Annotated in this window: 19 protein-coding genes and 1 other annotated feature; of the genes, 11 read left to right on the top strand and 8 right to left on the bottom strand. The window is 59.8% G+C overall.

Annotated elements, in window-relative coordinates:
* The first annotated feature begins 36 nt into the window (after positions 1–36).
* The 4 genes from KPHS_03370 to KPHS_03340 are packed head-to-tail and all read left to right on the top strand — an operon-like array spanning position 37 to position 3,187.
* Positions 37–717 (top strand): phosphonate transport ATP-binding protein, encoded by a 681-nt coding sequence (locus KPHS_03370; RefSeq protein YP_005224637.1) that lies wholly within the window; start codon positions 37–39, stop codon positions 715–717.
* Entirely contained in the window at positions 714–1,850 is a 1,137-nt protein-coding gene (locus KPHS_03360; RefSeq protein YP_005224636.1) for a phosphonate metabolism protein PhnM, read from the top strand. Before KPHS_03370 ends, KPHS_03360 begins: the two co-directional genes overlap by 4 nt.
* On the top strand, positions 1,850–2,413 hold the full coding sequence (locus KPHS_03350) for a phosphonate transport ATP-binding protein (protein ID YP_005224635.1): 564 nt from the start codon (positions 1,850–1,852) through the stop codon (positions 2,411–2,413). The genes KPHS_03360 and KPHS_03350 overlap by 1 nt, the downstream gene beginning before the upstream one ends.
* Positions 2,414–2,428: 15 nt before the next feature.
* Positions 2,429–3,187: a carbon-phosphorus lyase complex accessory protein gene (locus KPHS_03340; protein YP_005224634.1), complete on the top strand. Its 759-nt coding sequence runs from the start codon at positions 2,429–2,431 to the stop codon at positions 3,185–3,187.
* 21 nt (positions 3,188–3,208) lie between these two features.
* Here KPHS_03340 and KPHS_03330 read toward each other — a convergent pair whose 3' ends face one another.
* Positions 3,209–3,562 (bottom strand): membrane protein, encoded by a 354-nt coding sequence (locus KPHS_03330; protein ID YP_005224633.1) that lies wholly within the window; start codon positions 3,560–3,562, stop codon positions 3,209–3,211.
* 70 nt (positions 3,563–3,632) lie between these two features.
* Positions 3,633–5,918 carry a putative histidine protein kinase gene (locus tag KPHS_03320; RefSeq protein ID YP_005224632.1) on the bottom strand — a complete coding sequence of 762 codons (2,286 nt, stop codon included), beginning with the start codon at positions 5,916–5,918 and terminating at the stop codon, positions 3,633–3,635.
* Between the two features lie 179 nt (positions 5,919–6,097).
* Here KPHS_03320 and KPHS_03310 point away from each other — a divergent pair, with 179 nt between their 5' ends.
* From KPHS_03310 to KPHS_03280, 4 genes are all read left to right on the top strand, one after another.
* Positions 6,098–7,618 carry a putative ABC transporter gene (locus KPHS_03310; protein YP_005224631.1) on the top strand — a complete coding sequence of 507 codons (1,521 nt, stop codon included), beginning with the start codon at positions 6,098–6,100 and terminating at the stop codon, positions 7,616–7,618.
* Positions 7,615–8,613 carry a ribose ABC superfamily ATP binding cassette transporter, permease protein gene (locus tag KPHS_03300; protein ID YP_005224630.1) on the top strand — a complete coding sequence of 333 codons (999 nt, stop codon included), beginning with the start codon at positions 7,615–7,617 and terminating at the stop codon, positions 8,611–8,613. Before KPHS_03310 ends, KPHS_03300 begins: the two co-directional genes overlap by 4 nt.
* A gap of 30 nt (positions 8,614–8,643) precedes the next feature.
* Positions 8,644–9,585 carry a ribose ABC transporter ATP-binding protein gene (locus tag KPHS_03290; protein YP_005224629.1) on the top strand — a complete coding sequence of 314 codons (942 nt, stop codon included), beginning with the start codon at positions 8,644–8,646 and terminating at the stop codon, positions 9,583–9,585.
* A gap of 74 nt (positions 9,586–9,659) precedes the next feature.
* The gene (locus KPHS_03280) at positions 9,660–10,667 is read left to right on the top strand and encodes a putative carbohydrate kinase (protein ID YP_005224628.1); all 1,008 of its coding nucleotides are present in this window, start codon (positions 9,660–9,662) and stop codon (positions 10,665–10,667) included.
* 124 nt (positions 10,668–10,791) lie between these two features.
* On the opposite strand, the gene KPHS_03270 is transcribed toward KPHS_03280, so the two are convergent.
* The 4 genes from KPHS_03270 to KPHS_03240 all read right to left on the bottom strand — a co-directional run bounded on the left by KPHS_03270 (position 10,792) and on the right by KPHS_03240 (position 13,606).
* On the bottom strand, positions 10,792–11,709 hold the full coding sequence (locus tag KPHS_03270; RefSeq protein YP_005224627.1) for a nucleotidyl transferase AbiEii/AbiGii toxin family protein: 918 nt from the start codon (positions 11,707–11,709) through the stop codon (positions 10,792–10,794).
* A gap of 5 nt (positions 11,710–11,714) precedes the next feature.
* Positions 11,715–12,473: a type IV toxin-antitoxin system AbiEi family antitoxin gene (locus tag KPHS_03260; RefSeq protein YP_005224626.1), complete on the bottom strand. Its 759-nt coding sequence runs from the start codon at positions 12,471–12,473 to the stop codon at positions 11,715–11,717.
* 85 nt (positions 12,474–12,558) lie between these two features.
* Positions 12,559–13,287: a putative response regulator gene (locus KPHS_03250; RefSeq protein YP_005224625.1), complete on the bottom strand. Its 729-nt coding sequence runs from the start codon at positions 13,285–13,287 to the stop codon at positions 12,559–12,561.
* A 178-nt stretch (positions 13,288–13,465) separates the two neighbouring features.
* Positions 13,466–13,606, bottom strand: coding sequence for a hypothetical protein (locus KPHS_03240; RefSeq protein YP_005224624.1), 141 nt, complete (start codon positions 13,604–13,606; stop codon positions 13,466–13,468).
* On the opposite strand from KPHS_03240, the gene KPHS_03230 reads away from it, so the two are divergent.
* The 3 genes from KPHS_03230 (at position 13,560) to KPHS_03210 (ending at position 16,623) form a co-directional block, all read left to right on the top strand.
* Positions 13,560–13,979: a formate dehydrogenase-H gene (locus KPHS_03230; RefSeq protein ID YP_005224623.1), complete on the top strand. Its 420-nt coding sequence runs from the start codon at positions 13,560–13,562 to the stop codon at positions 13,977–13,979. The two genes, KPHS_03240 and KPHS_03230, sit on opposite strands and share 47 nt — an antisense overlap.
* Positions 13,560–15,707 (top strand) — a sequence feature (potential frameshift: common BLAST hit: gi|238892571|ref|YP_002917305.1| formate dehydrogenase-H). It overlaps the preceding gene by 420 nt.
* Positions 14,028–15,707 carry a formate dehydrogenase-H gene (locus KPHS_03220; protein YP_005224622.1) on the top strand — a complete coding sequence of 560 codons (1,680 nt, stop codon included), beginning with the start codon at positions 14,028–14,030 and terminating at the stop codon, positions 15,705–15,707. It overlaps the preceding feature by 1,680 nt.
* Positions 15,708–15,936: 229 nt before the next feature.
* Complete coding sequence (locus tag KPHS_03210; protein YP_005224621.1) at positions 15,937–16,623, top strand: sel1 repeat family protein; 687 nt, start codon at positions 15,937–15,939, stop codon at positions 16,621–16,623.
* Positions 16,624–16,659: 36 nt separating this feature from the next.
* Here KPHS_03210 and KPHS_03200 read toward each other — a convergent pair whose 3' ends face one another.
* Both KPHS_03200 and KPHS_03190 read right to left on the bottom strand, forming a co-directional pair.
* Positions 16,660–17,973 carry a glutamate/aspartate:proton symporter gene (locus KPHS_03200; RefSeq protein ID YP_005224620.1) on the bottom strand — a complete coding sequence of 438 codons (1,314 nt, stop codon included), beginning with the start codon at positions 17,971–17,973 and terminating at the stop codon, positions 16,660–16,662.
* Between the two features lie 111 nt (positions 17,974–18,084).
* Positions 18,085–18,285 carry a hypothetical protein gene (locus KPHS_03190; protein YP_005224619.1) on the bottom strand — a complete coding sequence of 67 codons (201 nt, stop codon included), beginning with the start codon at positions 18,283–18,285 and terminating at the stop codon, positions 18,085–18,087.
* Positions 18,286–18,355: the final 70 nt, after the last annotated feature.

Raw genomic sequence — 18,355 nt, 5'->3', positions numbered from 1 at the left:
AGCGCCACCCGGCAACTCAACCCCGTGAGAGCTAACATGATCCGCGTTGAAAACGTCCATAAAACCTTTGTTCTGCACCAGCAGCACGGCGTGCGTCTGCCGGTGCTGGCCGACGCCTCGCTGACCGTTAACGCCGGGGAGTGCGTGGTGCTCCACGGTCACTCCGGCAGCGGCAAATCGACCCTGCTGCGTTCGCTGTACGCCAATTATCTGCCGGACAGCGGCCATATCCATATCCGCCACGGCGACGAATGGGTGGACCTGGTCACCGCCACCCCACGCAAGGTGCTGGAAGTGCGCAAAACCACCATCGGCTGGGTCAGCCAGTTTCTACGGGTGATCCCGCGCATTTCAGCGCTGGAGGTGGTGATGCAGCCGCTGCTCGATCTTGGGACGCCGCGCGAAGCGAGCGCCGCGAAAGCCGCCCAGCTCCTGACCCGCCTCAACGTTCCGGAACGCCTGTGGCACCTTGCGCCGTCCACCTTTTCCGGCGGCGAGCAGCAGCGGGTCAACATCGCCCGCGGTTTTGCGGTCGACTATCCGATCCTGCTCCTTGATGAACCCACCGCCTCACTGGATGGCAAAAACAGTGCTGCCGTGGTCAACCTGATCCACGATGCCAAAGCGCGCGGCGCGGCCATCGTGGGGATTTTCCATGACGAAGGGGTACGCCGTCAGGTCGCCGACCGACTGCACTCTATGGGAATGACAGCATGATTATCAATAACGTAAAACTGGTTCTCGACGACGAGGTGGTCCACGGTTCGCTGGAAGTCCATGACGGTCGCATCCTCGCCTTCGCCGAAAGCCAGAGCCGGCTGCCGCAGGCGCTGGATGGGGAAGGCGGCTGGCTGCTGCCGGGCCTTATCGAGCTGCATACCGATAACCTCGACAAGTTCTTTACCCCGCGGCCGAAGGTAGACTGGCCGGCCCACTCGGCGATGAGCAGCCATGACGCCATGATGGTCGCCAGCGGCATCACCACCGTGCTGGACGCCGTGGCGATTGGCGACGTGCGCGATGGCGGCGATCGTCTTGAGAATCTGGAGAAGATGGTCAATGCCGTGGAGGAGACGCAAAAGCGCGGTCTCAACCGCGCCGAACACCGCCTGCACCTGCGCTGCGAGCTGCCGCATCACACCACGCTGCCGCTGTTTGAAAAACTGATCGATCGCGAGTCGGTGAGCATGGTCTCTCTGATGGACCACTCGCCGGGCCAGCGTCAGTACGCCGATCGCAGCAAGTACCGCGATTATTATCAGGGCAAATATCATCTGACGCATGACGAAATGGACCGTTTTGAAGCCGAGCAGATGGCTCTGGCCGCCACCTGGTCGCAGCCCAATCGCCAGACCATCGCCGCCATGTGCCGCGCCCGCCGTATCGCCCTCGCCAGCCACGACGACGCCACCGAGGCGCATGTGGCCGAATCTCACCAGCTAGGGAGCGTGATCGCCGAGTTTCCCACCACGCTGGCCGCGGCGCAGGCTTCACGTCAGCACGGGATGCACGTCCTGATGGGGGCGCCGAATATCGTGCGCGGCGGTTCCCACTCCGGCAACGTCGCCGCCCACCAGCTGGCGAGCCACGGTTTGCTGGACATCCTCTCATCTGACTATTACCCCGCCAGCCTGCTGGATGCCGCTTTCCGCATCGCCGACGCCGAGGACAATGCCTTCACCCTGCCACAGGCGATCCGTCTGGTCAGTCAGCATCCGGCGCAGGCGCTGGGCCTTGACGATCGCGGCGTCATCGCCGAGGGAAAACGCGCCGACCTGGTGCTGGCGCACCGTCGCGGCGAACATATCCAGATCGACCATGTCTGGCGCCAGGGAAAGAGGGTCTTTTAATGCCAGGAAAACTGATTTGGCTGGTGGGCCCCTCCGGCTCCGGTAAAGATAGCCTGCTGGCGGCGCTGCGCCAGCGCGAGCACCCGCAGCTGCTGGTGGCCCATCGTTACATAACCCGCCCGTTTAACGCGGGCAGCGAGAATCATATCGCCCTCAGCGAACATGAGTTTTTTACCCGCGCCGAGCAGCATCTTTTTGCTCTCAGCTGGCACGCCAACAATACTTACTATGGCATTGGCGTGGAGATCGACCTCTGGCTGCACGCCGGCTTTGACGTGGTGGCCAACGGCTCCCGCGCCCACCTGGCGCTGGCCCGGGAACGTTACGGAGAGGTTCTGGTGCCGATCTGTCTCGCCGTCTCGCCGCCGGTGCTGCGCCAGCGGCTGGAGCAGCGCGGCCGGGAAAACGCGCTGGAAATCGCCCAGCGTCTGGAACGCGCCGCGCGCTATAAGCCGGACAACTGCCTGACATTGAATAACGACGGCAGTCTCCGACAATCGGTCGATGAATTTTTCCGCCTGCTGCGCAGCCACGCGGCGCGCGAAGCGGATCAACTGGTATAAACAAAAGGTGACACGATGAGCCTGACCCTCCGCTTAACCGGCACCGGCGGCGCTCAGCTGGTGCCGGTCTTCGGCTGCGACTGCGCGGCCTGCCGCCGCGCCCGCCGCGAGGAGAGCCACCGACGCCGCCCCTGTAGCGGAGTGGTCACGTTCAACAGCGCCGTGACGCTGCTTGATGCCGGACGACCGGATCTGATGGAGCATCATCCCGCCGGCAGCTTTCAACAGGTGCTGCTGACCCACTACCATCTGGATCATGTGCAGGGGCTATTTCCGCTGCGCTGGGGAGTCGGCGCGTCGATTCCGGTCTATGGCCCGCCGGATGACGCCGGCTGCGACGATCTGCTCAAACACCCCGGTCTGCTTGACTTTAGCCATACCGTCACGCCGTTTGTGATGTTTAACCTGCAGGGGCTGCGGGTGACGCCCCTACCCCTTAATCACTCGAAGCTGACCTTTGGTTATCTGCTGGAGTCGGCCCACAGCCGGCTGGCCTGGCTCTCGGATACCGCCGGGCTGCCGGACAAGACGCTGAAGTTTTTGCTCAATAACCGCCCGCAGGCGATGATCATCGACTGCAGTCATGAGCCGCGCGCGCAGACCCCGCGTAACCATAACGATCTAAACACCGTCCGCAGCCTTAACCAGGTCATTGGCTGTCCGCGGGTGATCCTCACCCATATCAGCCACCAGTTTGACGTCTGGATGATGGATAACCCGCTGCCGACAGGTTTCGAAGCGGGCTATGACGGGATGGAAATAGCGCTGGATTAAACGCTGGCCTGCGGGGGGCGATCAGTAGCTATCATCCAGCCGACGCTGGTCGCTTTCTAACTGACGACGATCGCGGTCGAGCTGACGCTGGCGTTCATCCAGCTGGCGGCGGCGCTCGTCCAGCTGGCGTTGCCGCTCGTCATACTGGCGCTGACTGTCACGGCTCTGCTGACGGCTCCCCTGATAGCGCCCGTCATCATACCGGCCATCGTCATCGTATCTGTCGTCGTCATCGGAGCGACTGCTGCCCGGGTTATAGGCGTCGTTAATGGCTTGCTGAATATTGCCGATCGCGTCATCGATAATATCGGCGCGAGCGGCCAGGCTGGTCAGCGACAGAGTGCAAAAGAGCAGTGCGGTTGCGTAACGTTTCATCGGGGCCAATCTCATCAGAGTCCTGCCGCTACCTTAATCATCCGCATGAAACCCGGGTAGCGGAGGAATCTCAAATCCTCGCGTACGCCGCGCTCAGCGCCTGCGCCAGCTGGGCGCGGGTAAACGGCTTACGCAGCCACTCAACCTCCGGCAGGGCCGGGTTCTGCGCCGGACGCAAATCCTGGCCGCTGATCAGTAGCACCGGCAGCGCCGGAAAGCGGCGTCGGGCGGTATGGATCACATCGGCGCCGCTCAGGGCGCCGGGCAGCATCAGATCGCTAATCAGCAGGGCAATATCCGGCGAGGCCTCCAGCAGCTGCAGCGCCTCTTCACCGCTGGCGGTTTCCAGCGTCAGCCAGCCCAGCTGATGCAGCTGTTCACATAGCGTCTGGCGGACATCCTCTTCATCTTCCAGCACCAGCGCCAGCCGCTCGCCCGCCGGGGGCGGCTCGTCCACCGCTGGCGCCACCTCCTTCTCAACCTCGGTCAACGCTCGCGGCAGCTGCAGCCGCACCGTCGTCCCCTGCCCCGGCGCGCTCTCCAGCGCCACCCGGCCGCCAGACTGGCGCACAAAGCCATACACCATCGACAGCCCCAGGCCGCTGCCGCTGCCGGTGGCTTTGGTGGTGAAGAACGGTTCAAACACCCGGGCTTTCACCGCCTGCGACATCCCGCTGCCATGATCGATCACCTCCAGGGCCACCATATCCTGCCGCTGGCCGCTGCTGCGGGTGACCCGCTGATTCCAGGTGCGTATTTTGATGACCCCGTCGCGCCCCGCCATGGCGTCGCGGGCGTTCATCACCAGATTGATCAGGGCATTTTCCAGCTGGCCAACGTCTATCCATGCCGGCCACGCCGGCGACTGCGCCTCAATCTCCAGGCTTAAGGTCGCCGGCAGGGAATGACGCATCAGCTCGCTGAGGTTCTCCAGTAGCGGCGCCATCGCCACCGCCTGGGGATGCAGCGCCTGCTTGCGCGAAAAGGCCAGCAGCCGCTGGGTCAGAAGCGCCCCACGCTCCGCCGCCTTCAGCGCCCTGGAGAGGCGCGGCGCATCGCGCGCATCCGGCTCCACCAGCTCAAGGCTGCCGATAATCACCGCCAGCAGGTTGTTAAAGTCATGCGCCAGACCTCCGGTCAGCTGGCCGACGGCCTTCATCTTCTGACTATGCAGCAGCGCCTCCTCCAGCTCCTGGCGCTTAATCCGATCGATCTCCATCTGGTTGGTCTTCTCTTTCAGCAGCCGGGTGGTGTGCTCCAGCGACGCCATATTGCGGGCGAAAACGTTAAAGGCCCGCGCCAGCTCCCCCAGCTCGTCGCGCCGCTGCAGGGCCGGCACCGAGACGTTCGGCTCTCCCTGAGCCAGCCGCGACATCGCCCGCGAGATGGCGGTCAGGTTCGAGCCGAGATTACGGTAGATGTACCACCCGGCGCAGCCGGTGATCGCCAGCGCCAGCAGCGCGGAAAGCAGAATAAACATACTGATGGAGCGCAGCTCCCGATGGCTCTGCGCCGCCCGCTGCTCTGAGGCTTCCGCCACCCGGGTCACGTACTGATTGATATCTTCGTTAAGCAACGCGACCAGCGCTTTGATGTGATACATGTACCAGCTGATCGTCAGGTCGCTCTCCTCCAGCTGGGCCGACAGCGGGGCCAGCGTCGCCAGTTCGCGGGTCACATCAGGGAGGACAAACGCCAGCGCGGGATCGGCGCTGCGTGTCGGCAGGGCGCCGCGCAGCTGGTCGAGTTGCAGGACGATCGACCGCGGCGTGACGGTATGGATCGCAGCCACGATCAGCCGGTCCATCTCGGCCAGCCGGCGCGGATCGATCGCCTTATCCCCGCCGCGATCGTTAAGATCGGCGAGATGGCGCAGGTTACTCTGATTCTGGTAAAGCGAACTCAGCAGCGCATTGCGCTGCAGATGGCGGCGCTGGCCGCGCTCCAGCATCTCCGCCACGCTCTGCTGCAGCGCGTTGCTGCGGCGAATAATATTGGCCACCCGCGCCTGCTCCTGCTGCGCCAGCGGGGCCGCCGCCAGCTGGGCCAGCGAGTGCTTCAGCGCCTGCTGCGTCGCCAGCAGCCGTTCCGCTTCGCTTTTGTACTCCAGAGCCCCCACCACCTGCGACAGGCGCACCGCCGCCGTGGCGACATTCGCCGTGTCCCGCGCCAGATCCATACTGCCGCGCATGTCGTTGAGAGTCTGGCGCTGCACCTGCTCCTGCAGCTGGCTGGCGTGGTGAAAGCCGAACACCGCCACGCCGCTGACCAACAGGGTGACCACGCCCATCAGCAGATTAAAGGAGAGCAGGCGGCCACGGGCGCTGGTGAAAAACGGGTGTCGGCGAGCGGTCATAACAACTCCGGTGAAGGATCGGTCGGCAGATAAGCGTGACGGTGCAGAAAATGACGCCGCGTAACTGTGATCGCGGTTAACTATTTATCACTATGACAAATATGAATGGATTCTGACATTCTGCATTTATTTTCCGGTGGTGGACTGCAGCTATTGTTCTTACAGACAGGAGCGCCGCGATGACCGCCACCCCGGTACTGGAAATGCGCCATATCGCCAAAGCTTTTGGCAAATTCTACGCGCTGAAGGGCGTCGACCTGACGGTCTGGCCCGGCGAGATCCATGCCCTGATGGGGGAGAACGGCGCCGGAAAAAGCACGCTGATGAAGATCCTCGCCGGCGCCTATACCGCCACCAGCGGCGAGATCCTGATCGACGGAAAACCGCAAACGATCCGCGGCCCCAAGGACGCGCTGGCCGCCGGGATCACGTTGATCTACCAGGAGATGCAGCTGGCGCCGAACCTGACCGTCGCGGAAAACATTTTCCTCGGCAGCGAGCTGGCGCGCGGTGGTCTGGTGCAGCGCAAAGCCATGCTCAGCCAGGCGCAGGCGGTGATCGACCGTCTCGGCGCCCAGTTCAAAGCCAGCGACCGGGTGATGACCCTGACCATCGCCGAACAACAGCAGGTGGAGATCGCCCGCGCCCTGCACCGTCAAAGCCGCATTCTGGTGATGGATGAACCCACCGCCGCCCTCTCCTCGCGGGAAACCCAGCGCCTGTTCGAGCTCATCCTGCGCCTGCGCGATGAGGGGATGGCGATCATCTATATCAGCCACCGCATGGCGGAAGTGTATGAGCTCTCCGACCGGGTCAGCGTCCTGCGCGATGGGCAGTATGTCGGCAGCCTGGTGCGCGACAAGCTCAACGCGCCGGAGCTGGTGCGCATGATGGTCGGTCGGCCGCTCAGCGATCTCTTCAATAAAGAACGGGACATTCCCCGCGGCCAGCCGCGCCTGCGGGTCGAGGATCTGACCGATGGCGGCAAGATTAAGCCCAGCAGCCTGGTGGTGCATGCCGGCGAAATCGTCGGCCTCGCCGGGCTGGTCGGCGCCGGGCGTTCCGAACTGGCGCAGCTGATCTTCGGGGTGCGCAAAGCCACCGCCGGGGTGATTGAGATCGACGGCGAGCCGGTGGTGATCCACTCGCCGCGGGAAGCCATCGACCTCGGGATCGGCTTTCTGACCGAAAACCGCAAAGAACAGGGGTTGTTTCTCGAACTGGCAGCCCAGGAAAACATCACCATGGCGACGCTGGAGCGCGACGCGACCTGGGGGATGCTCAACCGCCGGAAGGCGCAAACCATCTCCGATGACGCCATCCAGTTGCTTAACATCCGCGTGCCGCACGCCCAGGTGCGCGCCGGCGGACTGTCCGGCGGCAACCAGCAGAAGCTGTTAATTTCGCGCTGGGTGGCGATTGGCCCGCGCATTCTAATCCTCGATGAACCCACCCGCGGCGTCGACGTCGGCGCGAAAAGCGAAATTTACCGCATCATGAACGACATGGCGCGCCAGGGCGTCGCCATTCTGATGATCTCCAGCGAGCTGCCCGAAGTGGTGGGCATGAGCGACCGGGTCTATGTGATGCGCGAGGGCGTTATCGCCGGCGAGCTACAGGCCGGTGATATTAGCCAGGAAAGTATCATGACGCTGGCCACCGGCGTGACCGATTCTCACCTTAAGGCAGGGCAACTATGAGCATACCGAAAGAGACCTCCGCGCCGGTCGCGAAATCCGCTTCGGCGAAAAAAATGTTGATGGGCGACCTGATGCAGACCGTCGGCATTCTGCCGATCCTCATCCTGATCGTCGCCGTTTTCGGCTTTATCGCCCCCAACTTTTTCACGGAAAGCAATCTGCTGAATATCACCCGCCAGGCCTCGATCAACATTGTGCTGGCGGCGGGAATGACCTTCATCATCCTCACCGGCGGCATTGACCTTTCCGTCGGCTCCATCCTTGGCACCACCGCAGTGGCCGCGATGGTGGTGTCGCTGATCCCGGCGTTTGCGTTGCTGTCGATTCCGGCGGCGCTGATGCTCGGCCTGCTGCTCGGCCTGTTCAACGGCGCGCTGGTCGCCTTCGCCGGGCTGCCGCCGTTTATCGTCACCCTCGGCACCTACACGGCGCTGCGCGGCGCCGCCTATCTGCTGGCCGACGGCACCACGGTGATCAACTCCGATATCAGCTTCGAGTGGATCGGCAATGACTACCTCGGCCCGGTGCCGTGGCTGGTAGTCATCGCCCTGGCGGTGATCGCGGTGTGCTGGTTTATCCTGCGCCGCACCACCCTTGGGGTGCATATCTACGCGGTGGGCGGCAACATGCAGGCGGCGCGGCTGACCGGCATCAAAGTCTGGCTGGTGCTGCTGTTTGTCTATGGCATGAGCGGCCTGCTCTCCGGCCTTGGCGGGGTGATGAGCGCTTCGCGGCTGTACAGCGCCAACGGCAACCTCGGCGTCGGCTACGAGCTGGACGCCATCGCCGCGGTCATTCTCGGCGGCACCAGCTTCGTCGGCGGTATCGGCACCATCACCGGTACGCTGGTGGGGGCGCTAATTATCGCCACCCTCAATAACGGCATGACCCTGATGGGGGTCTCCTACTTCTGGCAACTGGTGATCAAAGGGGCGGTGATCATCATTGCGGTGCTGATCGACAAATACCGTACCCGACATCATCAAAGTGCATAACAACAACATCTTACCTGCGAGGAAAAGCGAATGCGTTTAAAACCGATAGTCACCGCGCTGTGTGCTGGCGCGCTGCTGGCCGCCTCCCCTTTTGCGTCGGCCAAAGAGCTGAAAGCGATTGGCGTGACGGTGGGCGACCTTGCCAACCCGTTCTTTGTGCAGATCACCAAAGGGGCGGAGCTGGAGGCCCGCAAACTGGCGGGGGATAACGTCAAAGTGACGCTGGTCTCCAGCGGCTACGATCTGGGCCAGCAGGTGGCGCAGATCGATAACTTTATCGCCGCCAAAGTCGATATGATCATCCTCAACGCCGCCGATTCGAAAGGCATTGGCCCGGCGGTGAAGCGGGCCAAAGAGGCCGGGATCGTGGTGGTGGCGGTTGACGTCGCCGCCGAAGGGGCCGACGCCACCATCACCTCCGATAACACCCAGGCGGGCGAGCTGGCCTGTAAATACATTAGCGACCGCCTGAACAACAAAGGCAACGTGGTGATCATCAACGGGCCGCCGGTCTCCGCCGTACAAAACCGCGTCGAAGGCTGCGAAACGGAGTTCAAAAAACACCCGGACATTAAAATCCTCTCCGCCAACCAGAACGCCAAAGGCAGCCGGGAAGGCGGCCTGGAGGTGATGACCTCCCTGCTGGCGGCCAATCCGAAGATTGACGGCGTGTTCGCGATCAACGATCCGACGGCGATTGGTGCCGATCTGGCAGCGAAACAGGCGCAGCGCAGCGAGTTCTTCATCGTCGGCGTCGACGGCAGCCCGGACGGCGAAGAGGCGCTGAAGCGTAAGAACTCGCTGTTCGTCGCCACCCCAGCGCAGGACCCACAGGTGATGGCAGCGAAGGCGGTGGAGATTGGCTACGACATCCTGCAGGGCAAACCTGCGCCGACCGCGCCGGTACTGATCCCGGTGACGATGATCGACAAAAATAACGTCAGCTCTTACAAAGGCTGGACCGTGAAATAAGCGCAACCAGGCGCACAATCGTTCCGCCGATTGTGCGCTACGCTTAACGAATATGACGGCGCGGAGTAGCGATCATGGAACGGAAAGGCATTATTGCCGCAGGCAACATGCTGGTCGATCATGTCCACCAGATCGGGCAGTGGCCGGAGCGCGGCTGGCTGGTGGAAATTGTCCATAGCGAACGCGCCACCGGCGGCGCGCCGCTGAATGTCCTGCTGACCCTGGCCAAAATGCACGCCGGGCTGCCGCTGCAGGCGGTCGGCCTGATTGGCGAGGATAACGATGGCGACTACATCACCGCCATGCTCGATCAGTACCATATCAATCGCCAGCTCGTACAGCGCACCAGCTCCGCCCCCACCTCGATGACCCAGGTGATGACCGACGCCGAAGGCCAGCGCACTTTCTTTCACTCTCCCGGCGCCAACCGCCTGCTTGATCTCCCGGCTTTTGAGCCGCTGGATGCGCCGCTGAAAATTTTCCATCTCGGCTATCTGCTGCTGCTCGAAAGCCTCGATCGCCCCGATGAAGTGTACGGCACCCGCAGCGCGCGACTGCTGGCGCAGATGCGCGAGCGAGGCTATGAGGTGTCCCTCGATCTGGTGTCGCGCAAAGGCGACCCGCGCTACCGGCCGCTGGTCCTGCCGGCGCTGAAGCATCTTGACTACCTGACCATCAATGAACTGGAAGCCAGCGAGTTTAGCGGGCTGGAGATTCGTCTACCCAACGGCGAGCCGCACGTCGCCAATATCGCCCGCGCCGCCAGCGCATTGCTTGACGCCGGCGTACGCCAGCGGGTAGTGATCCATTGTCCGGAGGGGGCATGGGGCGTCTCCCGTACCGAAGCCGGGCGCTGGGTACCGTCATGTCGGCTACCGCCGGAGGAGATTATCGGCAGCGTCGGCGCGGGGGACGCCTTCTGTGCCGGCCTGCTGTACGGCAGCCACGAACGCTGGCCGTTAACCGCCAGTCTGCAGCTGGCTCACGCCTGCGCCCGCGCCAGCCTGCAGGCCGCCAATGCGATCGACGGCGCCAAAACGCTCCCTGAGCTGCAGGCGTTTATACAATTGCAGGATGGTTAGATCGAGTAGATCCCGCTATCAGGGCGATGCCACAGGAGAACGGCGTATCATGGCGAGAAAAGGGATACGGTTTATTCAAATCACGCCTGTTTTACGCTGAGTTCAACAAGGGCGGGCCAGGTAACTAACTGCGCCACTCGGCCAGCACCTTTTCCAGTTTATCTAATGACTCAGCGCGTTTTATCGCTGGCATCTGATGAATATTGCGCAATTTCCACTGCACGGCAGGCAAATCCTGAATACGCATTTCCGGCGCTAAACGCCAGTCTGGTTCGCCTCGTTTAAATGACAGTAAAAAATCGACATCCTGTTGTGTGAAACAGGATTTTAACGCAGCAATCATCCTGTTGGGGACTGCTGTCAGTTCCTCCAGGGCTATCGTCTCAAATGTCATCCCGCTGAATTCACGGTAAAAAGGTTCAGCAATATCTTTCCAGCGAGGATTCAGCACTTCAGCCAGAGGCCGATTATGGCTCAGTAAATACACGATAAACCCATTGAAAATGGGACGGTCAAGCTCCTGCGCATCAAGAAGTAATTTCACGTCATAAAAATCTCTGGGATGCTGGCGATCCAGCGCCGCGCATAATTTTCCACCGTAGAGGTCAGGCAACGAAACCACTGGAAGGCTGGCATAGCCAAAAACGTCCTCTACCGCCCCCACCACTTCTCGCTCCTGTGGTGGATATAATGTTCCCCGGGCGACCGGTGAAACCTCTATCTTTATTTGCGCGCTATCGGTAGTAACAATGACACGCATCTCATCTGAACGATTAGCTTGTAATACAGCGCTCATACCTGCCTGTTGTTGCAGATTGGCGGCAATACGTGCAAGCGCATCCCGTATATGAGGTAAAGCGATGGCTCTGCTTTCCAGGGGCACCCAGGCGAGGTCGATATCCACCGATAATCGAGGGAAATCGCGGATAAAGAGATTGATGGCAGTGCCACCTTTCAGCGCAAATTCCCGTTCGACAGCAACATAGGGTAAAACCTGCATTAGCAGAGCAACCTGCCGATAATAAGGCGCCTGTATATCCATATTTTTTATTCCTTTTGAAAGCGTTCAGGCACTGTGATTTGGTATTGAGCATTGAACTTTCCATTTTCCACGATTTGCCGCTTGCCCGCTCCCAGATCGATTTTTTGGCTATCGATTCGTTTGAGCCAGCCATGCTCGTAAAAACTGGCGAAGAAGAGATACAAACGCTTGGCCTGCACGGACTGGCTGACGGAAAGAAGATACTCTACTTTACGAGGATTAAGATTAACCAGCCCCTGGAAAAGCTCTGCAGCGTGGTTAAATGAGAGGGTCCCCGGCACCGCGCTCAGCAACTCGTAAGCAGCCAGTTCTGGCGCACTGCCGATGAGTTTTTTCCCTTTTATATCAAGCGTTACACGGTATCTATCATCCAGCACCGGCAGTTTTTTCCCCGATATGACTATCCACTCCACACCCGGGAATTCCCTGAACCATTTCGGCAGCAGCGCTTTATTTTCCACACTAAGCCAGCACTGGTTTTGTTTTAGCTGTAGATAGTGTGAACGGCCCTGCCAGACTAAGCTACTGAGCCCCGCAACATACACCGGAGCGGCAAGCTGATTTTGCAAACATGCTAATGCATCGTTCCACTCCGGCTCACGTCCCGCACGCGCATATACGCCGTTGCCTCTTTTTTTTAACCAGCCACTTTGCGCGTATTTAAAGGACAGAGAGGGAGAGATGGCATGCTGGCTTAACCAGGACTGAAGGATCACATCTCCGGGAGCGCTGTTTTGCAGCAGCCAGTTTAATTTTGTTGCCATAGATTAACCCAGAGTGTCACTTTAATAAAAAAAGTAAACTCCCTGCGCCAAATAAAGTCAACAGCGGGTTGGCAGCAAACCCGCCCTACGCCGCCTTCTCGCTGTGGGTCACGTCGGCGGAAAAGACATAGCCCAGACCGCGCAGGGTTTTAATCAACGTCGGCTGATGCGGGTTGAGCTCAATTTTGCGCCGCAGGCGCATGATCAGCACATCGATGGTCCGGTCGAATACCTCGGTGCTTTCGTTATGGGTCAGCGCCAGCAGCTGTTCGCGATTCAATACCCGGCGCGCGTTCTGCGCCAGCGCCAGCAGCAGGCCATATTCTCCCTGGGTCAGCGGGATCGCCTGCTGCTGCGGGTTATACAGTTCACAGCGCGTGGTATCCAGCCGCCAGCCGTTAAACGTCAGGCCAGCACCGGCGCCCGACGCCTCGCCGGCCAGCGCCCCGCTGCGTCGCAGTACCGCTTTCACCCGGGCGACCACCACCCGCGAGCTGAACGGTTTGGCGATGTAATCATCGGCGCCCATCTCCAGACCCACCACCACATCAGACTCACTGCCCAGACCGGAGAGCATCACCACCGGCAGCTCAGGCCGCGTGCGCTGCAGCTGCTGGAGCACCTGCAGGCCATGGGTATCCGGCAGGATCATATCCAGTAAGACCAGCGCGATATCCGCCCGCTGCGCCACCGTCGTCAGCGCGTCGTTGCCGGTCTGGCTGACAAGCACTTCAAACGCGTGCGCGCCGAGCACATCGCTGAGCAGCTCGCCCATCGCCCTGTCATCATCCACCACTAAAATGACTGGTTTCATTTTTGCCTCTGCCCGCCGGGAATTAGTGTCAGTCTGATCGATTCTGCAAGCCTGCGCCGACAAATTCCTCTCCCGGTGACATTTTTTCAAGCGCCGTCACATCTCCAGGGTATCGACACGTCAAATCTGTCGACAGGCTGTTTTTCGTCAGCATTCCGCCCAAAAAACCCGCGTATCATCAAGGAATACCCACAATGAAAATATGGCATAGAAGATGCATAGTGACGGCGCGATAGCGCAAACGCGCCCATTGAATAACTGGAGCAAGACCGATGAAAAAAGTCGTCACGGTTTGCCCGTATTGCGCATCAGGTTGCAAAATCAACCTGGTGGTCGATAACGGCAAAATCGTTCGGGCTGAAGCGGCGCAGGGGAAAACCAACCAGGGAACCCTGTGCCTGAAGGGCTATTATGGCTGGGACTTCATTAACGATACCCAGATCCTAACGCCGCGCCTGAAAACCCCCATGATCCGCCGTCAACGCGGCGGCAAGCTGGAAGCCGTCTCCTGGGACGAGGCGCTGGATTACGTCGCCACCCGCCTCAGCGCCATTAAAGCCAAATATGGCCCGGATGCGATCCAAACCACCGGCTCCTCCCGCGGCACCGGTAATGAAACCAACTATGTGATGCAAAAATTCGCGCGCGCCGTTATTGGTACCAATAACGTCGACTGCTGCGCTCGCGTCTGACACGGCCCTTCGGTTGCAGGTCTGCACCAGTCGGTCGGTAACGGCGCCATGAGTAATGCCATCACGGAGATTGATAACACCGATCTGGTGTTTATCTTCGGTTACAACCCGGCGGATTCCCACCCTATCGTGGCGAATCACGTCATTAACGCTAAACGCAACGGGGCGAAAATTATCGTCTGCGACCCGCGCAAAATTGAAACCGCGCGCATCGCCGATATGCACATTGCGCTGAAGAACGGCTCGAACATCGCGCTGCTCAACGCCATTGGCCACGTGATTATTGAAGAGGATCTGTACGATAAATCCTTCGTCGCCAGCCGTTCCGAAGGCTTCGAGGAGTATCGCAAAATCGTTGAAGGCTATACGCCGGAGTCGGTGGAGGAGATCACTGGGGTCAGCGCCCAGGAGATCCGCGCCTGCGCCCGGATGTATGCCAGCGCCAAATCCGCCGCCATCCTGTGGGGCATGGGCGTCACCCAGTTCTACCAGGGCGTGGAGACGGTGCGGTCGCTGACCAGCCTCGCGATCCTCACCGGCAACCTCGGCAAGCCGAACGTCGGCGTCAACCCGGTACGCGGCCAGAACAACGTTCAGGGCGCCTGCGATATGGGTGCGCTACCGGATACCTATCCGGGCTATCAGTACGTCAAGTTCCCGGAGAACCGCGAAAAATTCGCCAAAGCCTGGGGCGTGGAAAGCCTGCCTGCGCATACCGGCTATCGCATCAGCGAATTGCCGCACCGCGCGGCGCACGGTGAAGTGCGGGCGGCGTACATTATGGGTGAGGATCCGCTGCAGACCGACGCCGAACTCTCGGCGGTCCGCAAAGCGTTCGACGATCTGGAACTGGTTATCGTCCAGGACATTTTCATGACCAAAACCGCCTCCGCGGCCGACGTCATCCTGCCGTCCACCTCGTGGGGCGAGCACGAAGGCGTGTATACCGCAGCGGACCGCGGCTTCCAGCGCTTCTTTAAAGCGGTGGAGCCGAAGTGGGACCTGAAAACCGACTGGCAGATCATCAGCGAAATCGCCACCCGGATGGGCTATCCGATGCATTACAATAACACCCAGGAGATCTGGGACGAGTTGCGGCATCTGTGCCCGGACTTCTACGGCGCCACCTACGAGAAAATGGGTGAGCTCGGCTATGTCATGTGGCCGTGCCGCGATGAGTCCGACGCCGATCAGGGAACGTCGTATCTGTTTAAAGAGAAGTTCGATACCCCGAACGGACTGGCGCAGTTCTTCACCTGCGACTGGGTCGCGCCGATCGATAAGCTTACCGACGAGTACCCGATGGTATTGTCGACGGTGCGCGAGGTCGGCCATTACTCGTGCCGTTCAATGACCGGTAACTGCGCGGCGCTGGCGGCGCTGGCGGATGAACCAGGCTATGCGCAAATCAACACCGCCGACGCCGAACGGCTAGGCATCGAAGATGAAGAGCTGGTATGGGTCAATTCGCGTAAGGGGCGCATCATCACCCGCGCGCAGGTCAGCGATCGGCCGAATAAAGGCGCGGTGTACATGACCTACCAGTGGTGGATCGGCGCCTGTAACGAACTGGTCTCAGAGAACCTGAGTCCGATAACCAAAACGCCGGAGTACAAGTACTGCGCGGTCAACGTTGAGCGGATTGCCGATCAGCGCGCCGCGGAACAGTACGTGATCGACGAGTACAACAAGCTGAAATCCCGCCTGCGCGAAAGCGCGATGGGTTAAGGTTCGGCGGTCTGACCCGGCTCGCGCGATGCGTTGGCCGGGTCAGGTGCAGCCGCCACCCGGCACATAAACGGCTCCGTGTCCGCAGTCTGCCGCCCGGCGGCGCTGCGCTTGCGCGGGCCTACGGTCAGGTAACGCAAATCGGCCCTACCTACCGATACCCGCCATTTTCTTCTTTTTCGCCTCCCTTTATACTGCGCGCTATGTTCCTTACTGATAATAAATACAAATGAAATACCTCTTTTTATTTCTACTGGTTTTCACCAGCGGCGCAGCGGTGGCCACCGAACCTGGCAGTCAGTATCAACAGCAGGCCGAAGCCGGCGATCGACGCGCGCAATATTACCTTGCCGATACCTGGGTCAGCTCCGGCGATTATCAAAAAGCCGAATACTGGGCGCAGAAGGCGGCCGCCCAGGGCGATGGCGATGCGCTGGCGCTGCTGGCGCAGCTCAAAATCCGTAACCCCCAACAGGCGGACTATCCGCAGGCCCGCCAGCTGGCGGAAAAAGCCGTCGAGGCCGGCAGTAAATCCGGAGAGATCGTCCTCGCGCGGGTGCTGGTCAACCGTCAGGCTGGCGCCACCGACGTAGCGCACGCCATCACGCTGCTGCAGGATGCTGCCCGGGATAGCGAAAGCGATGCGGCGGTAGATGCCCAGATGCTGCTGGGGCTGATCTACGCCAGCGGCGTACACGGCCCGGAGGATGATGTGAAAGCAAGTGAATACTTTAAAGGCAGTTCATCACTTTCCCGCACCGGCTATGCCGAATACTGGGCCGGGATGATGTTCCAGCAGGGAGAGAAAGGCTTTATCGAACCGAATAAGCAGAAGGCGCTGCACTGGCTCAACGTCAGTTGCCTGGAGGGGTTTGATACCGGCTGCGAAGAGTTTGACCGGATTAGTAAAGGATAAGAAAAAGCCCGGCGCTATCGCGCCGGGCTTTGTGTTTTATTGGGCGGTTTTATCAAACTTGCCCAGCACTTCGCGTTCATAGGCCAGCGCTTTTTTGCGATCGAACTTATGCTCCCACTTGGCGATAACCAGCACCGCCAGCGCATTACCCACCACGTTCAGCGCGGTACGCGCCATATCGAGGATACGGTCGACGCCGGCAATAAAGGCAAGCCCTTCCAGCGGGATCCCGACGCTACCCAGGGTGGCCAGCAGCACCACGAAGGAGACGCCCGGCACGCCGGCGATCCCTTTCGAGGTCACCATCAGGGTCAGCACCAGGGTAATCTCCTGCCAGATAGAGAGGTCAATACCGTACAGCTGGGCGATAAAGATCGCCGCGATGCTCTGATACAGCGTTGAACCATCGAGGTTGAAGGAGTAACCGGTCGGCACCACAAAGCTGGTGATCGACGCCGGCGCGCCGTAGGCTTCCATCTTCTCAATAATGCGCGGCAGTACGCTCTCCGAACTGGCGGTAGAATAAGCCAGAATCAGCTCATCTTTCAGGATGCGGATCAGGATCCAGATGCTCAGACCACACAGGCGCGCGACAATCCCCAGCACCACCAGCGCGAAGAACAGGATCGCAAAGTAAACCAGCAACACTAGCTTGGCCAGCGGCCACAGCGAGGCGAAACCGAAGGTGGCGACGGTTACCGAAATCAGGGCGAATACCCCGACCGGCGCATAGCGCATCACCATATGGGTGACTTTAAACATGGTCTCGGAGATAGAGCGGAAGACCGTCACCAGCGGCTCACGGTGGGTCGCCGGCAGCGAGGAGAGCCCCAGGCCAAACAGCACCGAGAAGAAGATAATCGGCAGCATATCGCCTTTCGCCATCGATGCCACGATATTGGTCGGCACCAGCGACAGGATGGTGCCCATCAGACCGTGCGCATGGCTCTGCACTTCGGCGGTGGTGTTCTGATATTTCGAAATATCAACTGCCGCCAGCTGCGACATATCAATGCCCGTCCCCGGCTGGAAGACGTTGGCCAGGGTGATACCCAGCACAATCGCCACCGTGGTGATCACTTCGAAATAGATAATGGTTTTGGCACCGATCCGCCCTAACTGTTTGGCGTCACCCACGCCGGCAATCCCGACCACCAGGGTCGAAATGACAATCGGGACCACGATCATTTTAATCAGATGGATAAAGATATCGCCCGCCGGCGTCAGCAAATTGCTAATTAACCAATCGCGACTTTCAGCGTGGTAATGCAGATAACTGCCCAGAAGGATACCCAGCACCAGGGCTAGCAAAATTTGCCAGGCCAGACTGACTTTTTTTGTTTTCTTCACTACTGACTTCCTCAATGAAAGGCACCATTCCTTTTCGTCATGGTACCCACTGCAGGGGGTATGAATTGTGTTGCGTTGCTTTGTGGGGTTATTTAACGCGCAATATCAGTATCATTTGCACGGCATGCTGCGCAAGCCTTTAAGAACAGGGCTTTCCTCTGCTTTTATGCATAAAGCAGCGAATTTCCCCCAGTTATATTGCATAAGTATTTGTAATAAAAAAATTTTCACAGCTTCCGTTTCTATAAATTCATTTGCGTAATTATTTCGCTTCAAAGTTTCATTTGATGAAATTTCACCCAGTTTAATCATTGCGTGATCTGCCCCCCAATTAACAAACAAAGCTGTCAAAACCCCTACTCTTAACGTTTGTTTGACATAT

It is taken from the genome of Klebsiella pneumoniae subsp. pneumoniae HS11286 (assembly GCF_000240185.1).
Classification (GTDB): Bacteria; Pseudomonadota; Gammaproteobacteria; order Enterobacterales; family Enterobacteriaceae; genus Klebsiella; species Klebsiella pneumoniae.
This window is presented reverse-complemented; position numbering and strand designations above follow the sequence as displayed.

Excerpts from the sequence above, each read along its gene's own strand:
- KPHS_03290 (YP_005224629.1), top strand. The coding sequence starts at position 8,644 with ATGCGTTTAAAACCGATAGTCACCGCGCTGTGTGCTGGCGCGCTGCTG.
- KPHS_03210 (YP_005224621.1), top strand. The coding sequence starts at position 15,937 with ATGAAATACCTCTTTTTATTTCTACTGGTTTTCACCAGCGGCGCAGCG.
- KPHS_03360 (YP_005224636.1), top strand. The coding sequence starts at position 714 with ATGATTATCAATAACGTAAAACTGGTTCTCGACGACGAGGTGGTCCAC.
- KPHS_03280 (YP_005224628.1), top strand. The coding sequence starts at position 9,660 with ATGGAACGGAAAGGCATTATTGCCGCAGGCAACATGCTGGTCGATCAT.
- KPHS_03300 (YP_005224630.1), top strand. The coding sequence starts at position 7,615 with ATGAGCATACCGAAAGAGACCTCCGCGCCGGTCGCGAAATCCGCTTCG.
- KPHS_03190 (YP_005224619.1), bottom strand. The coding sequence starts at position 18,285 with ATGATTAAACTGGGTGAAATTTCATCAAATGAAACTTTGAAGCGAAAT.
- KPHS_03260 (YP_005224626.1), bottom strand. The coding sequence starts at position 12,473 with ATGGCAACAAAATTAAACTGGCTGCTGCAAAACAGCGCTCCCGGAGAT.
- KPHS_03340 (YP_005224634.1), top strand. The coding sequence starts at position 2,429 with ATGAGCCTGACCCTCCGCTTAACCGGCACCGGCGGCGCTCAGCTGGTG.
- KPHS_03320 (YP_005224632.1), bottom strand. The coding sequence starts at position 5,918 with ATGACCGCTCGCCGACACCCGTTTTTCACCAGCGCCCGTGGCCGCCTG.
- KPHS_03370 (YP_005224637.1), top strand. The coding sequence starts at position 37 with ATGATCCGCGTTGAAAACGTCCATAAAACCTTTGTTCTGCACCAGCAG.
- KPHS_03250 (YP_005224625.1), bottom strand. The coding sequence starts at position 13,287 with ATGAAACCAGTCATTTTAGTGGTGGATGATGACAGGGCGATGGGCGAG.
- KPHS_03230 (YP_005224623.1), top strand. The coding sequence starts at position 13,560 with ATGAAAAAAGTCGTCACGGTTTGCCCGTATTGCGCATCAGGTTGCAAA.
- KPHS_03350 (YP_005224635.1), top strand. The coding sequence starts at position 1,850 with ATGCCAGGAAAACTGATTTGGCTGGTGGGCCCCTCCGGCTCCGGTAAA.
- KPHS_03310 (YP_005224631.1), top strand. The coding sequence starts at position 6,098 with ATGACCGCCACCCCGGTACTGGAAATGCGCCATATCGCCAAAGCTTTT.
- KPHS_03220 (YP_005224622.1), top strand. The coding sequence starts at position 14,028 with ATGAGTAATGCCATCACGGAGATTGATAACACCGATCTGGTGTTTATC.
- KPHS_03270 (YP_005224627.1), bottom strand. The coding sequence starts at position 11,709 with ATGGATATACAGGCGCCTTATTATCGGCAGGTTGCTCTGCTAATGCAG.
- KPHS_03330 (YP_005224633.1), bottom strand. The coding sequence starts at position 3,562 with ATGAAACGTTACGCAACCGCACTGCTCTTTTGCACTCTGTCGCTGACC.